The organism is Streptomyces sp. NPDC019443, from assembly GCF_044389785.1.
Classification (GTDB): Bacteria; Actinomycetota; Actinomycetes; order Streptomycetales; family Streptomycetaceae; genus Streptomyces.
On the sequence record NZ_JBIRYJ010000010.1, the window covers coordinates 230,976 to 246,157 of the forward strand.

Annotated in this window: 12 protein-coding genes; 9 read left to right on the forward strand and 3 right to left on the reverse strand. The window is 70.8% G+C overall.

The genetic code is table 11. From position 1 onward, the window contains the following. Window positions 1–273: 273 nt before the first annotated feature. On the forward strand, window positions 274–3,636 hold the full coding sequence (locus ACH492_RS28145) for an AfsR/SARP family transcriptional regulator (RefSeq protein ID WP_398990461.1): 3,363 nt from the start codon (window positions 274–276) through the stop codon (window positions 3,634–3,636). A gap of 83 nt (window positions 3,637–3,719) precedes the next feature. On the opposite strand, the gene ACH492_RS28150 is transcribed toward ACH492_RS28145, so the two are convergent. The 3 genes from ACH492_RS28150 to ACH492_RS28160 form a co-directional block, all read right to left on the reverse strand. Beyond that, window positions 3,720–4,298, reverse strand: a complete 579-nt coding sequence (locus ACH492_RS28150; RefSeq protein ID WP_398990462.1) for a sigma-70 family RNA polymerase sigma factor — start codon at window positions 4,296–4,298, stop codon at window positions 3,720–3,722. A 126-nt stretch (window positions 4,299–4,424) separates the two neighbouring features. Next, window positions 4,425–5,279 carry a hypothetical protein gene (locus ACH492_RS28155; protein WP_398990463.1) on the reverse strand — a complete coding sequence of 285 codons (855 nt, stop codon included), beginning with the start codon at window positions 5,277–5,279 and terminating at the stop codon, window positions 4,425–4,427. 2 nt (window positions 5,280–5,281) lie between these two features. After that, window positions 5,282–6,112 (reverse strand): lytic transglycosylase domain-containing protein, encoded by an 831-nt coding sequence (locus tag ACH492_RS28160; RefSeq protein ID WP_398990464.1) that lies wholly within the window; start codon window positions 6,110–6,112, stop codon window positions 5,282–5,284. Window positions 6,113–6,313: 201 nt separating this feature from the next. Here ACH492_RS28160 and ACH492_RS28165 point away from each other — a divergent pair, with 201 nt between their 5' ends. The 8 genes from ACH492_RS28165 (at window position 6,314) to ACH492_RS28200 (ending at window position 15,110) form a co-directional block, all read left to right on the forward strand. Continuing rightward, entirely contained in the window at window positions 6,314–7,039 is a 726-nt protein-coding gene (locus tag ACH492_RS28165; protein ID WP_398990465.1) for a DUF6668 family protein, read from the forward strand. Beyond that, window positions 7,036–7,311, forward strand: coding sequence for a hypothetical protein (locus ACH492_RS28170; RefSeq protein ID WP_398990466.1), 276 nt, complete (start codon window positions 7,036–7,038; stop codon window positions 7,309–7,311). Before ACH492_RS28165 ends, ACH492_RS28170 begins: the two co-directional genes overlap by 4 nt. A 184-nt stretch (window positions 7,312–7,495) precedes the next feature. After that, window positions 7,496–7,774 (forward strand): hypothetical protein, encoded by a 279-nt coding sequence (locus tag ACH492_RS28175; RefSeq protein WP_398990467.1) that lies wholly within the window; start codon window positions 7,496–7,498, stop codon window positions 7,772–7,774. An 18-nt stretch (window positions 7,775–7,792) separates the two neighbouring features. After that, entirely contained in the window at window positions 7,793–8,554 is a 762-nt protein-coding gene (locus tag ACH492_RS28180) for a hypothetical protein (RefSeq protein WP_398990468.1), read from the forward strand. 1 nt (window position 8,555) lies between these two features. Next, a complete protein-coding gene (locus ACH492_RS28185) occupies window positions 8,556–9,779 on the forward strand; it encodes a hypothetical protein (protein WP_398990469.1) in 1,224 nt (407 codons plus the stop codon). A 230-nt stretch (window positions 9,780–10,009) separates the two neighbouring features. After that, a complete protein-coding gene (locus tag ACH492_RS28190; RefSeq protein WP_398990470.1) occupies window positions 10,010–11,503 on the forward strand; it encodes an SCO6880 family protein in 1,494 nt (497 codons plus the stop codon). Between the two features lie 284 nt (window positions 11,504–11,787). Continuing rightward, complete coding sequence (locus ACH492_RS28195; protein WP_398990511.1) at window positions 11,788–13,323, forward strand: ATP/GTP-binding protein; 1,536 nt, start codon at window positions 11,788–11,790, stop codon at window positions 13,321–13,323. Further along, window positions 13,311–15,110 (forward strand): TraM recognition domain-containing protein, encoded by a 1,800-nt coding sequence (locus ACH492_RS28200; RefSeq protein ID WP_398990471.1) that lies wholly within the window; start codon window positions 13,311–13,313, stop codon window positions 15,108–15,110. Before ACH492_RS28195 ends, ACH492_RS28200 begins: the two co-directional genes overlap by 13 nt. Window positions 15,111–15,182 lie beyond the last annotated feature (72 nt).

Below are 15,182 nucleotides of genomic sequence, written 5' to 3' on the forward strand. Positions count from 1 at the left end.
GGTGGGATCGGTCACCCTTCCCGGGTGTGTCACCCGGTGCATTCCGGCCGTTGTCGTTCGCCTTGCTGCCGTCCCCGTGCTAGCGGTTCCGGGCAATTCGCCAAGCTCGACCCCGGTTGCTGTGCTGATCACCATCGCCAGAATCGCGCAACTGCCCGGCCGGGGGGCCATGTTTCGGCCGTGTGAAAGGTCGTGCCGGACGCCGAGTCGGCAGACCCTGGTTTCGGACGACCCACTAGGGTCCGGCAAGTGGATGCAAGTAGTGCAGATGATGTGAAGTTTTCTGTCCTGGGTCCCGTGCGGGCGTGGCACGGCAAGACGGAGGTGGGCCTCGGCTCGCCCCAGCAGAAGGCGGTGCTTGTCGCGCTGTTGCTGCGACGGGGGCACCCGGCTGCGGCCGGAGAACTGATCGACGCGCTGTGGGGCGAGCACTCGCCGCCGGGCGCAGTGTCGGTCCTGCGTACGTACGTCTCACGCTTGCGCAAGATCCTGGAACCGGACCGGGCGGCGGGCCTGAGCCCGGGGCTGGTGGTCTCGGTCGCCGACGGCTACGGGCTGCGCATTGCGCAAACCGCCCTGGACCTGGGCGTCTTCGAGCAGCGAATGGCGCGGGCCAGGCAGCTGAGGGCCGCGGGCGATCTGCCGGAGGCCGGGGAACTCCTGCACATCGCTCTCGACGCCTGGTCGGGCACACCGCTGGCCGGGATACCCGGGCCGCTCGCCGAGGCCGAAAGGTCCCGGCTGTCCGAGCAGCGGCTGAACGCGCTGGAGATCAGGATCGAGGTGGATCTCCAGATGGGGCACCACGCCGAGCTGGTACCGGAACTGAAGGTGCTCTGCGGCGATCATCCGCTGCGGGAGCGGCTGTGCGAGCTGCTGATGCTGGCGCTGTACCGCTGCGGACGGCAGGCGGAGGCGTTGGAGGCGTACCGGGCCACCCGGCGGAAACTGGTGGCGGAGCTCGGCATCGAACCCGGTCCCGCGCTGCGCGAGACCCATACGAGGCTGTTGGCCACGGACCCGGCGCTGGTCGCGTCCGGCCCAGCCACCGATCTGGTCACGGCGGTTGGGCCGGGTCACGTCGGAGGCGGGGTCGCCGCTCTTCCCGCGGGGCCCCGGGCGGCCGATGAGGCGACCGCCGGTGCGGATCCTGATTCCGGTGCCGATCCTGATTCCGGTGTTGATTCGGGTGCCGGTTCGCGCGCGGCGGCCGGGGCGGTCGGAGAGCGGACCGGAAGTTCCGGAGTGGCCCGAGCCGGGTCCCCCGTCGCGGGGGCCGTTGTGGACGGCCTCGATGGAGCCGACGGGGACGTTGCGAGAGCCGGGCCGGGCGGGATGGCGGCGGCTGCCGATGAGTCCGCCGCGGCGGTGGCGGCCGATCCGGCAGGGAACATGGCACCGGCTGGTGACAACTGGGGGGGCGGTGAGGAGGAGGACCGGGACGGAGCGGGACACGTGGAACGGGCCGCGTCCGGTGCGGCCCCGGCCGCCGGGCTGCCCGCCGCCTTCTCGCCGCTGCCTTCCCAACTGCCCGCCGATCTGCCGGCATTCACCGGACGCCTCGCCGAACTGACCAGGACGCGTGCCCTGCTCCCGGAGGGCGAATCCCCTTCCACCGTGGTAATCAGCGCCATCGGCGGGATGGCGGGCATCGGCAAGACGACACTGGCTGTGCACTGGGCGCACGAAATCGCGCCCCGCTTCCCCGACGGCCAGCTCTACATCGACCTCCGCGGCTTCGATCCCGGCGGCGCCGCCATGGACCCCGCCGAGGCCATCCGTGCCTTTCTCGGCGCACTCGGCGTCGCTCCGCAGCGGTTTCCTGCCGGGCTGGACGCGCAGGCGGCGCTCTACCGCAGTCTGCTGGCCCGCCGACGGGTGCTCATCGTCCTGGACAACGCCCGCGACACCGAGCAGGTCCGGCCGCTGCTGCCCGGCACGGCAGGTTGTCTGGTCATCGTCACCAGCCGCAATCAGCTTCTCGGCCTGGTCGCCACCGAAGGCGCACACCCCCTGACGCTCGACCTGCTCTCGCCCACCGAGGCCAGGGAACTCCTGACCCGCCGGATCGGGCAGGCCAGACTGGAGGCCGAGCCGGAAGCGGTGGACGAGATCGTCGAGCTCTGCGCGCGGCTGCCGCTGACGCTAGCCATCGTGGCTGCCAGGGTCGTCACTTACCCCGAATTTCCGCTGTACGCCACCGCCGAGGAACTGCGTGAGAGCCACGGCAGTCTGGACGCGTTCACCGGTACCGACGCGGCCGCCGACGCCCGCGCCGTCTTCTCCTGGTCGTACCACGCCCTGCCGCCTGCGGTGGCCCGGCTGTTCCGGCTGCTCGCGCTGCACGCGGGACCGGACATCACTGCTCCCGCGGCGGCCGCTATCGCCGGACTGTCCCTGCGCGAGACCCGCTCGCTCCTCGCCGACCTGGCCCGCGCCCACCTCCTCACCCAGCACACCCCCGGTCGCTACTCCTTCCATGACCTGCTGCGCGCCTACGCCGCCGAAGTCGCCGACACCCTCGACACCGAGGCCGAACGGCGCGCGGCGCTGCACCGGGTGCTCGACCACTACCTCCACACCGCGCACCGCGTCTCCGCGCTGCTCACTCCCTGCCGCGAGACGATCTCCCTGCCCGAGGCCGAACCCGGTTCCGGTGCCGAGACGTTCCGCGATCCGAGGCGGGCGAAGGCCTGGCTGGTCACCGAGCGGCTGGTGCTGCTCGCCGCCGTCGAGCGGGCCGCCGAGGCCGGTTTCGCCGCGCACGCCTGGCGGCTCGCCTTCACCCTGGACCTGTTCTTCGACCGGCTGGGTCAATGGCACGACCAGTTCGTGATCCAGCGTGCCGCGCTGGCCGCCGCCCGGAGCGTCGACGACAAGCTCGGACAGGCGCATGCCGAGCGTGCGCTCGGCTTTGCCTGCTTCCGGCTGGACCGCGCCCAGGATGCCGCCCGTCATTTGCGCAACGCGCTGGACCTGTTCGCTGCGCTCGGCGACACCTTGGGGGAGGCCCGGACGCACCGCTCGTTGGCCTTCCTGGCCAACCACGATGGCGAGCGCTTCCACGACGCGCTCGACCACTACCGGCAGGCCAGCATGCTGTACCACGGAGCCGGCTACCGCAGCGGGGAGGCCAGCGTCTTCAACGAGGTCGGCTGGACGTACATTCTGCTCGGGGACCACAAGGAGGCACTCGCCCGGTGCGCGCGGGCCATCGCGCTGCACCAGGAACTCGGCGACCTCAACGGGGAGGCCGCGGCGCAGGACAGCCTCGGCTACGCCCTGCACCATCTCGGGGAGTACGACGAGGCCATCGACTGCTTCGTGCGTGCGTTGGAACTCTACCGGGAGCTCGGCGACCGTTATCTGGAGGCCGACACGCTGGTACACATCGCCGGTACCCGGCATGCGGCGGGGGAGCGGGATGCGGCCCGCACCGCATGGCAGCAGGCCGTAACCATCCTGGAGGAGTTCGACCACCCCGACGCCGAGCAGGTCCGCGACCGCCTTCGCCGACTCGACGAGGAGGAGGAGACGGCCGGCCGGGCCCCTGAGCCGGAGCCCTCGGTGACAGCGCCGGATTCCGGACGGTCCGGCGCCGCAACGGAGCCGCCGCGGCCCGCCGGTGGGCCGTAGCGGTAAGGACTCGGTGGTGGCCCCGGCCCGCGGCGGGCCGGCCCACCGCGGGCCGGGGTGGAAGCCGCCGCCGGCCGGTCGTGTCACACCCGCTCCGGCCGTACCGGCCGCGACGTGTCCATCGCGACGCCGCGTTCCTCCAGGGCCAGACGCAGGGCCCGAAGGGCGTAGTAGACCCGGGACTTCACGGTGCCCAGCGGGACACCGAGAGCGACCGCGGCCTCCTTGGTCGTCCTGCCGACGAAGTACGTCTCGTACAGCACCTCGCGGTGTGCGAAGGACAGTGCCTGCAAGGCGTCGCCGAGCACCACGGAGGAGAGCAGTTCCTCGATCTCGTCCGCCTCGTTGGACAGTTCGCCCAGCCAACTGCTGCCGTCTATCTCGCGCGGACGTGCCAGTCGACGCCGGTGCCCGTCGATCACCAGATTGCGGGCCACCCGGAACAACCAGGGTCTGAGCTGCTGCCCACCCACGTTCAGGTCCTGGCTCCTCCAGCACCGCAGCAGGGCCTCCTGGACGATGTCCTCGGCCCGGTGACGGTCCCCGCCGAGCAGGCGCACCACATAGGCATAGAGCGGGTCCGCCTGCTCCTCGTACAGTGCGCGCAGCGCTCGTTCCCGTGCGTCCCGCGCGCCGGCCGATCCCATGACGGACCATTTCACGACGTACTCCCTCGGTCGTCCGACCCCCGTGGGCCGAGAGCGGTGAGGGCCGCCGACTCGGCTGCCCTCGCTTGCTCGGAGTCTTTCGGGACCGGGTCCACGTCGCGTTGACGGTCGATTGACGTCTCATACATCGCCCAGTGCGTCCAGGTGCCTTTCGACCAGGCGGAACAGCTCGACGTCCGCGACTGTCGTGCAGCCCCGCTCGACGAGGCGCTTCCACAGGGCGAGCAGCCGGAAGCCCTGCTCGACCGCCTCCCGATCGTTGTCGAGCCGGCGCCAGGCGGCCGTGGCCCGGGTGAGGTCCTCCCGCGCACGCGGATCGCCAAGTCGGCATCGTGCCCCGGCGAGTTCCAGGGAGAGGTCCGCGCAGAGGGAGTGGTCGCCGCAGAGGTGAGCGATGTACGCCTGCATCGCGAGCGCTTCGAGGGCGTACGGGTGCTCGGCGCCACGGGCCCGGGCGATGCGCCTGCGCAGCGCGGCGGCGAGCCCCGCCGCACGCTCCAACTCGCCTGAGGAGACAGCCTCGTTGATACGCGCCACCGGCTCGGCGAACTCCCCGGGCACCGGTGCCGGGACCGCACGGCCGGACGTCGTATCAGCGGCGGGCGGTCGCGCTCCAGCATGCGGACGCGGCCTGTGGCGCGGTCCGCCTCGTACTCCCATGGTGTCCGCCAGGGGGGCTCCGGCTTCGTCCGCCACGAGGGCCGCCTCGTCGTCCGCCGCCGGTGTCACCTCGTCGAGGAGTCGGCTCGAGCCGTCGGGCGCCACCTCGACACGGGTCGCGCGGCCGTTGAGCCGGTCCAGGATCGTCGCGCCCACGGGGGCGCCCAGGGTCAGGGCACGTCGTTGCAGCGCGTCGAGCACCGCGCTGTAGACCGTCTGTCCGGCCGCGTCCGCCGGGACCGGTTCGCCGTCGAGCATCACGGTGCCGTGGCGGGAGATGAACACGTCGAAATGGGACGCCGTGGTCCGGGACATCGCTACTGCTCTCCGTCGTCGGGTGTCTCGGGGGACTCCTGTGGTGTTCCGCTGGGGGAGGGGGTGGGGCTGAAGGACGGCGGCGGAGCGCCGAGCCCCTGGTACTTCGCGAACAGCGCCCTGATGCCCACGACATAGCCCTGGGACTGATTGGTGGTCGGGATGCCTCCCGCTTCGCGTACCGCCTCCACGCCCGCGTCGTAGGCCACGAGGGTCAGGTCCAGCACGCTCCCTATGGCCTGGCCGCTGTCGAGGAGCCCTTGGACCTCGTTGGCCAGGGAGCACAGGTAGCGGCCCTGGGCCATGATCGAGTCGGGTGCGTCGAAGGCCGACACCTTGTCGTTGTCGTCCTCGTCCTTACCGAACTCGTCGAATACGGCCGGGGGCAGCTGCGAGATCCCCTCGGAGCCGTCCGGGCCGACCAGCGTCGCGTTGAAGTTGGACTCGCGCTCGATCTGGGCGGCGATCACGATCGGACCGATGACGTCGCAGATCGCGCCCGCGTTCTGAATGGGTTCCACCAGATCCGACGGCACCTGGTCGGGGTCCAGTTCACCCTTTCCCTCCCCTTCGAACACCTCGAGGACCTCGTTGGCGTCTTCGGCCGGGTCCGAGCCTCCGCCGCCGCCCCCGAACAACAGGATGAGAGCGATGAGCGGGGCCAGGAGCACCCCGAAACCGCCAATGATGATGATCACGATGACCCCGCCGAGCAGCACGGCGGGCGACATCAGACAGCCGAGACCGCCCGCCGCGCCCAGGGCGATTTTGGTCGCGTTGGCGTTCCCCGACGAGCCGTCGGACTGACCGCCCACCCCTGTACCTCCGCTCATGAGCGCATCACGCTCTCCCCCTTCTTCTCGCTTGTCGTGGCTTGTTCGAAATAGGTCGCCGAAGTCTTGAACCGGTGCGGGTGGGCAACCCGTTGTGGCTGTCTGACGGATCACGACGGACTCGAAGAACGCAACGGGACTCGGAGTGAACCGGTTCAAAAGATGGATTTATCGATAGTCAAGAGAGGGGGTGGGACGCGCATGAGCGTCCCCTCAGCGGCGCCCACCGGGCCGCAGATGTGGGTGCGGGGACCGACCGCCCAGCAGCCCGCCGGGGAGCAGACCGCTCCCGCGCCGACAGGCCCACCGCAGGAAGTCGCGGAACGGGTTCTCTACGCGCAGCAGCCGGAAGTCCTGGACCGGCCCACGGTGATGATGCAGCCCGTATCCACCGAGGAGCCGGGGGAGCCCGGCCGGGGCGGGAACCCCAACCTCCAGCAGCAGCCGAGTCAGCCGCAGCGCCCGGTCCGGCCCCGGCAACGGGCGCTGTCCGGCGAAGGGGTCTGCTGGGTCGGGGCGCACGGCGGTGCCGGCACCAGCGTTCTCGCGAACGTGCTTGGCGGCACCGACATCGGGTGCCGGTGGCCCGACGCCGCCCGGGGCGAGCCGGCCCGGGTGATGCTGGTGGCGCGGACGCACGCCTGCGGAATGCGGGCCGCGTCCAGGGCACTGGACGCTCTTCGTGAGGGGCGGCACCCCGACGGCATGGAGCTGGTGGCCCTGGTGCTCGTCGCCGACGCGCCCGGCCGCCTTCCTCTCTCGCTCGCGCGTCGTGTCCGGGTACTGCGCTCGGTCGCACCGGTGCGACGCGTCCCGTGGATCCCCGCCTGGCGGATGGGCAAGCAGACGAAGAACCTGCCCAAGGAGGTATTCCGGCTGGGCGCCCTGGCCGGGACGCGGCCCGCCGAGGCCAGTGAGCCACGGTGACGGACCTGGTTCCCACAGCCGGAACGCTCGCCGCGACCTTCACGCCGGGCCCGGAAGCGGATGAGCTGCTCGGCATCCTCGCCTGGTGCTCCTCGGCGGCCGGGGTCGCCGGCGTGATCACGGTAGGCATGATGATGGCGCTCCAGCTCCGCCGCGGAGACCCGGGCGAAGGCGGAGAACACTTCCGAGGGCTCTTTTTCGTCATGCTCGCATGCGTCCTGGCCAGCACCGCGGGACCGATCGTGAACTTTCTGGGCCCGCTCTCGCTCTGAGGGGACTGCAGGGCCCGCCGGAACGTCCGGGACCCCGGACGTTCCGGTCCCGTACCGCACGCACCGTTCGTCCGGCCTCTCGAACATTCCGGACCGTGCGGGGCTCCCGGACGTCCGGGGCCACTTTCCCTTCTCTCTTTCCTCAGCCACGCGTCAGTGGCGAACGACCTCGCAGGAGATTCCCATGAAGATGCTCACCCCTTTCGTGATCAAGGCCGCGGTGCCCAATCCGGCGCGCAAGGCACCACCCGAGCTCACGGGCAAGGTGGACACGGTGCTCGGCATAGCCGCCTGGGCCGGCACCGCCGCCGGTGTCGCGGGCGTTCTGATCACCGGCGCGATGATGGCCATCTCCCTGAAGCGCGGCGAGAGTTCCGAGCATATGGGCCGCCTCGGCATGGTGCTGGGCGGCTGTGTGCTGGTTGCCACCGCGGGCCCGCTGGTCGGATTCGTCTTCAAGTGACCGGAGAGGTCGGACATCGTGTTCAGACGCAATCGGAGGAATGCCGGGGCGGAGTCACCGTTCTGGAAGCAGCAGGGATGGATCCTGTCTGCGGCCTTTCTCGCCGTCGCTCTCGTCATGGCGGGGGTCACCTGGCTGACGGGCGACGACGAGCAGGCCGACCGGGACAGGGCGGACGGAAAGAAGGGGCCGCTGTCCTCCGCCGCCGCGAAGGGCGGTGAGGGGCAGCACGGCGACGGCCGGCCGGACGGCTGCCGCACCGACGACAGCGACAAAGCGAAGCCGACGGCGTCACCCGACGACATCGAGTGGCGGCTGCTCAACATCGCGAGGGTTCCCGTGTCGTCCTCGGCGGGCCCGCTCCGCTCCAGTGGTCCGGTCATGTGGTGCTTCGCCCGCACACCCATGGGTGCGGTGATGGCCGCGCACATCATTCCCACACAGATGAGCGGCAGCGACTGGCGCACCGTCACCGAGCAGCAGGTGGTGGCGAGTCCCGGGCGGGACATTTTCGTGGCACAGCGGTCCACAGTCTCTGAGTCGGCTCAGAACGGGAGCGCCGTCGGCTCGTACGCGGGCTTCGCGGTGACCTCGTACTCCCCGGACGCCGCAACTGTGCAACTCCTCATCAAGAACGGTTCAGGCGGCTACGGATCGACCTTCGTCGCCGTGAAGTGGGACGGCGGTGACTGGAAGGTCAAGGCCAAGTCGAACGGAGCCCTCTACACGTCGATGACGACCGTGTCGGGGAACGCCGGATTCACCATGTGGAAGGCGTGACATGGCTTGTCCTACGGGAAACCCGCTCGTCGATGCCTTCAAAGGCTTCTTCGCCTTCCTCGGCAACCCGATCGGCACCATCGTCGAGGGCATCGCCAACGCGGTGCTCGCGGGCGCGATCGCGGTCTTCGGTGAGCTGACGACCGAGATCCCCACGCTCTCCTCGACCACGACGTCGCAAGAGGTCGACAGCCAGACACAGTGGGTCGTTGTCTATACGGCGGTCGGCTCACTGATCTTCGCCGCGATCCGGATGGCTCTCGAACGGCGGGGGGAGGCAGGGACGACCGCGCTCAAGGGCCTGCTCCGGGTGATCCTGGTGGCGGGCGTCGCGACCACGGTGGTGACTCTTCTGGCGCGCCTCTCCGACCGGTACGCCGACTACCTCTTCAAGAAGGGTGCCTATGAGCAGCTGACCAGCAACGTCGAATGCCAGGACGGCAGCGGAATTGAGGCGTTCCTGCTGCTCGTTCTCGCCTTCCTGCTGCTCATCGCCGCCATCCTGCACACCATCCTGCTCTACATCCGCCTCGGTGTGATGATCGTGCTGCTGGGCACGCTGCCGCTGGCCGCAGCGGCGTCCATGACGGACTGGGGCAACGGCTGGTGGCGCAAGCACATCGGCTGGATGATCGCCTGGCTGCTCTACAAGCCTGCGGCCGGCCTGGTCATGTACGCAGGCTCGGCGATGATCTCGGACGGCCCCGACAACAACATCCACGAACGGATCGCCGGTATCGGCGTGATGCTTCTGTCAGCCGTCGCCCTGCCCGCGCTGCTCAAGCTAGTCGTGCCCGCGACCGCGGCGCTCGGCGGCGGAGGCGCCGTGGGCAAGGGAATGGCGACCATCGGCGGGGCCGTCGCCTCTGGGGCCAAATCGCTCGGCACCAGCTCCTCCTCCGCCGGCCAGGGCGGATCCGCGGGAAGCCCCGGGCCTTCGGGTGCTTCGGGCGCTTCGGGCGCTTCGGGCGGTTCGGGTTCCTCCGGCGGTTCGGGTTCCGCGGGCGGTGCCGGCGCGGCCGGTCAGCAAAGCGGTGCGTCAGGAGGCGCTGCCGGCGCTGGTGCGGCAGGCGGAGCCGCCGGAGGTGGTGCGGGAGCGGCGGCGGCCGCCGCGGGTCCCGCCGGTGCGGCCCTGGGTGCGGCGATCGGCGTCGCCCAGGGAGTGGGGCAGGTCGCGGCCGGCGCCCTGGACGGAGCCGACGGGAACGCGGGCCACAACCGGTAACGCGGGCCACGACAGGGCGGCGGTGGCTGCGCCGGCCCGTACTGCCACCGGGCGGGAGGGCGGGGCCCACCAGGGTCCCGCCACCGGGCCCGGTCCCGTCCGTCGGCTCAGCTCGGCCCATTGCCGCATTGCCATTACCGCATTCCCGCGCCCGGCCATCGGGCAGTAGGTCCGCACACGCAACAGATGACCCGGCAGTCAACGAAGCAGATAAGGAAGGAAGCAGAACCATGGCTACGGAAGCCGTTACGCATCCCACCTACGGGAACTGGCGCCGGCCCAGGAGGCCAGGGCTCGGCCCGCTCGGTCTGATCGGCACTTTCGGAGTGTTCGGCGGGCTGGTCCTGGTGCTGCTGGCGTCGCTGGTCTCACTGATCGCAGCCCTTGTGGTGCTCGTCCCGCTCGTCGTCGTGCTCACCCCGCTGACGCTGCGGACCCAGGACGGGCGCAACCTCTACCAGTTGATCGCCCTGCGCATCGGCTGGATGCGCCGTAAGTCCAAGGGGGCACACGTCTACGTCTCCGGTCCGCTGTCACAGCGTCCCGGCGGCCGGTTCCGGCCCCCCGGCCTGCTGAACCGGGTGACCGTCAGCGAGGGCCGGGACGCGTACGACCGTCCCTTCGGCGTGCTGCACCACCGCAACCGCAACCTCTACACCGTCGTCCTCGGCTGCGAACCGGACGGTGGCTCCCTGGTCGATCCCGACCAGGTGGACGTATGGGTGGCGATGTGGGGCGAGTGGCTGGCCCGGCTGTCCCATGAGCCGGGACTGCGCGGCGCCGCCGTCATTGTCGAGACCGCCCCCGATCCGGGTACCCGGCTGGCCACCGAAGTGCTGCCCCGGATCTCGCCGGACGCCCCGCCCGCCGCACGCGCGGTGATGGAGGAAGTCGTCCAGCGCTACCCGTCCGCCTCCTCCGAGATGCACACCTACATCACCCTCACCTACGGCGTCCCGCCCGGCCAGAAGCGCAAGCAGGAGGACATGATCACAGACCTGGCGATCCGTATCCCGGGGCTTCTCAGCGGACTTGTCGGGGCCGGCGGCGGCGCGGCGTACCCGCTGTCCGCCGAACGGATCGCCGAGGTCGTACGGGTGGCCTACGACCCGGCCGTCGCGGCGGACGTCCTCAGCGCGCGGGCCCAGCACGGCGGCACCGGGCTGGAGTGGGAGGACGCGGGACCGGCTGCCTGCGTCGAGACGGTCGACGCGTACCAGCACGACTCCGGGGTCTCCCGCAGCTGGATGCTCACCCTCGCCCCCCGGGGCACGGTGCGCTCCGGTGTGATGCGCGGCATGCTGGAGGCCGCCCCGGGGACCCGCCGCAAGCGAGTCGCTCTGCTCTACCGGCCCATCGACCCGGCGACTTCGGCGCGCATTGTCGAGGCGGATCGTCGCAGTGCCCAGTTCATGGCCACCTCGGGGCGCGGCATGGTGCAGGCCCGTGCGGCTTCCGAGGTGCGGGCGGCCGAGCAGACAGCCGCGGAGGAGGCGTCGGGTGCGGGCCTCGTGGAGTTCTCGCTGATGCTCACTGTCACCGTCGACTCCCCGGACCAGCTCAGCGATGCGAGCGTGACCGTACGCAACCTCCTGGCCACCTCGCGCATTTCGATGCGCCCGGCAGACCGGATGCAGGCCGCTGCGTTTACCTGCACCCTGCCCACCGGGATCCTTCCGTGGGAGCAGACGCTGGTCCCGCACGAGTTCCAGGAGGCGCTGTGAGCGGGAACCGTTCCAAGGAGCGTGTTCTGGACCTCGGCGCGGGCTGGGCGCCGGGGGCGTCCGGTGGCACCACCGCGCTTAGCGGCATCACCGTCACGGACGTGCAGGACGACACCAAGAAGAAGAGCCGGAAGAAGTCCAAGAAGGAAACCAGGAAGGAGGCCAGAAGGAAGAGCGCGAAGGAGGGCAGGGGTGGGGCCAAGGACCGCTCTGCCCGACCGGTCCGTGAACAGTACGTGCCCCCCCGCGGCTGGGTCGGTCCCGGCGGCGGCCGGGTCGGCTATATGGATCCGCCGACCATGTGGCGCGCCACCACCGTGCAGGCGTGTGGGCTGTGGCCGTTCGCGGCCGGTTCCGGTGCGCCGATGACCGGTGTGCCGCTCGGGCAGCACCTGTTCACCGGGGCGACTGTGTGCGGCGACCCGCTGTCGTGGTTCACCCGGGCCCGGTACATCTCCAACCCGTCCCTCTTCATGCTGGGCATGCCTGGTCTGGGAAAGTCGACCCTCGTCAACCGGATGCTCATCGGGCTGTCCGCCACGGGCGTGGTGCCACTGGTGCTGGGCGACCTCAAGCCGGACTACGCGGACACCGTACGTGCCCTGGGCGGCCAGGTGATCTCCATCGGGCGCGGCCTGGGCGGCATCAACGTCCTCGACCCGGGCGCGATGGGAGCCGCCGCCGCACGGATCGGCGGCGAAGCCGGTCAGATGCTGATCGCCGAGACCCACGGACGCGTCCTCAACATGGTGGCCGCGCTGATCACGATCGTGCGCGGGCGGCCGATGGACGACCACGAGCAGTCGGTGCTCTCCGCGTGTCTGCATCATCTGCGCGAACGCACCCCGCAGGGCCGCACCTTGCTCCTGCCCGACCTGCTCAGGGTCCTCAACGAGGGGCCCGACCGGGTACGCGCGGTCACGCTGGACCGTGGTGACGACACCCGGTACCGCGACGCGGTCGATCCGCTGCACCGCTCGCTGCTGGGCATCCTGGACGGGCCGCTGGGCGGCACGTTCGCCTCGGAGACTTCGACCCGCATCAATCCCGATGCCCCTGCCGTGTGCATCGACATCTCCCGTATCGGCGAGGCAGACACTCAGCTGACGGCGGCCGCCATGCTCGCGGCCTGGTCGGACGGGCTGGGTACGGTCGCGGCCTCGCACGCCCTGGCGGATGCCGGACTCGCGCCCCGGCGCTGGTTCTTCACCGTCCTGGACGAGCTGTGGCGTCCGCTGCGGGCCGCCTCCGGCATCGTCGACCGTATCGACGCCCTGACCCGGCTCAACCGCTCCCTCGGCCTGGGCGATGCGAAGATCACCCATACCTTGAAGGACGCCGAGGCACTGGGCACCGATTCGGACCGGGCCAAGGCCCGGGGCTTCGTCGAGCGGGCGGGCATGGTGGTGTGCGCGGGCCTGCCGCGGGCGGAAATGGAGGACTTGGGCAAAATCGTGGGCCTGTCCCGTCGGGAGATCGAGCTGGTCTCGTCCTGGTCCTCGCCGCCCGGCTGGGCGAGCACGGGCGCGAACGAGGAGCCGCCGGGGCGCGGCCGGTTCCTGATCAAGGTCGGCGGGCGGCCCGGTATACCGATCAAGGTCGCCATCACCGACACGGAACGGGGGCTGCACGACACCAACACCCGCTGGACCTCCAACGGGTACGCCGAGGAACGGGCGGCCGAGCGTGCCGCGGCCGAGGCAGCCGCGGTTGCCGCCGGTCCCGGTCCCGGCCCCGCTCTCGAAGACCTCGGCCCTGCCGTGGACCTGTCCCGTCCCGCCGTGGACCTGTCCGATCCGTCGAGCAGGTGGACCGCGTGAGCCGGAACCCCGGTGGCCTGCACGGCAGCGATCTCGCACCCTGGGCGATCGTGGCCGTCGCCGCCGTGAGTCTGGTGCTTTTCGGTGTGACCTGGCTGGGCGGGACCCTGGGCGCGGCGGCGACGGGTGCGGGCTGGAATCCGCCGCCCTTCGTCCTGTCGACCGTCGCTGCCCTGGTCACGGACGGCCCGGGCCGACTCTGGCCGGGCGCCTCCCCGTACGGGGTGTACGGGGGAGTGGTGGCCCTGTTCGCCGTGATCGCCGTCCTGTTCGCCCTGGTCGTGATGAGGGTACGCGGGGTGCGCTCCCGTCCCAAAGGCCTGGCCGGCAAGCGGGAACTGGCGGCCATGGCACCCAAGGGCATCGCCGCCCGCGCCCGTGAACTGCGCCCCTCGCTCAAGGGCGTGGAGGAGCTGCACCCGGACGAGACGGGCAATCTCCTCGGCGATCTGGAGCCGTCCGGGCCCGAACTGCGGTCCTCCTACGAGGATGTGGAGCTGGACGTGATGGCGCCACGCGCCGGAAAGTCCACCGGTATCGCCATCCCGCGGGTGCTGCGGGCACGCGGGGCGGTGCTCCTGACCTCCAACAAGTCCGATGTGTACGCCGTCACCCGCGCCGAACGGGCCAAGGTCGGCACGGTGTGGACGTTCGACCCCCAGGGCATCGCCCACACCCCGCGCGGCATGTGGTGGGACATGCTCGCCGAGTGCGTCACCATCGAGGGCGCCCGCAGGCTGGCGGGACACTTCGTGGCCTCCGTCAACGACGACGCGTCGCAGAAGGACTTCTGGATCTCGGCCGCGCAGAACACGCTGACCGCTCTCTTCCTCGCCGCGGCACGCGGCAGGGCCCCGGTGACCGACCTGCTGGGATGGCTCGCCGACCCGGCCGACCGGTCGCCGATCGACCTGTTGCGCGAGGCCGGGATGACGGCGATGGCCGAGCAGTTGCAGGGTACCGTGCGCGGTGCGGTGGAGACTCGTGACGGTATCTACGAGACGGCCCGGCAGTGCGTGGCCTGCCTGCTGGACCCGGAGATCCTCGCCTGGGTGACCCGCGACCCCGGCCTTCCGCAGTTCCGGCCGGAGCAGCATGTGCTCGGCCGTGACACGTTGTACCTGCTGTCCAAGGACGGTGGTGGCTCGGCGGCCGGGGTGATCGCCGGCATCGCCGACGCGGCGATGCGGGCGGGAGTGGTCGCCGCCGAGCGGATGGGCGGCCGGCTGGACCCGCCGATGACGGCGGTCCTCGACGAGGCCGCGAACGTCTGCCGTATCTCCGATCTGCCCGACCTCTACAGCCACTTCGGCTCCCGGGGCATCAACGTCGTCACACTGCTTCAGAGTTACCGGCAGGGGGCGCGCGTCTGGGGCGATGCCGGCATGGACGCGCTGTGGAGCGCCGCCACGGTCAAACTGCTGGGCGCGGGGCTGGACGACGCCGACTTCGTGGAGAAGATCTCCAAACTGGTCGGCCAGCACGATGTGAGCACCGTCAGCGTCTCCAAGAGCAAGGACGGATCCTCCCGCTCCGTCTCCTACCGCCAGGAACAAGTGCTGCCGCCCGACCGCATACGGGCGCTTCCGAAGGGCACCGCCCTCCTGCTCGCCACCGGTGTTCGCCCCGCGCTGATCCGGCTCCGCCCGTGGTACAAGGAGCCGAACGCGGGCCCTATTTCGGCGGCGGCGAAGGCGGAGGTGGAAGCGATCACCGAGCGGGCGGCGCAGGCGTGGTCGAAGGTGACCCTGGCCAAGGAGGCGGGCGATCCGTTGGAGTCGGCCTGAGAGGGGCCGGGGGCGGGCCGGGAGAGGCCCGCCCCGGGCGCGTACGTACGGATACGTGGGAGGCGCCCGGAA

Coding starts and splice junctions, on each gene's coding strand:
- ACH492_RS28155 (WP_398990463.1), bottom strand. CDS start 5,279: ATGTCCCGGACCACGGCGTCCCATTTCGACGTGTTCATCTCCCGCCAC.
- ACH492_RS28160 (WP_398990464.1), bottom strand. CDS start 6,112: ATGAGCGGAGGTACAGGGGTGGGCGGTCAGTCCGACGGCTCGTCGGGG.
- ACH492_RS28165 (WP_398990465.1), top strand. CDS start 6,314: ATGAGCGTCCCCTCAGCGGCGCCCACCGGGCCGCAGATGTGGGTGCGG.
- ACH492_RS28175 (WP_398990467.1), top strand. CDS start 7,496: ATGAAGATGCTCACCCCTTTCGTGATCAAGGCCGCGGTGCCCAATCCG.
- ACH492_RS28185 (WP_398990469.1), top strand. CDS start 8,556: ATGGCTTGTCCTACGGGAAACCCGCTCGTCGATGCCTTCAAAGGCTTC.
- ACH492_RS28190 (WP_398990470.1), top strand. CDS start 10,010: ATGGCTACGGAAGCCGTTACGCATCCCACCTACGGGAACTGGCGCCGG.
- ACH492_RS28195 (WP_398990511.1), top strand. CDS start 11,788: ATGGATCCGCCGACCATGTGGCGCGCCACCACCGTGCAGGCGTGTGGG.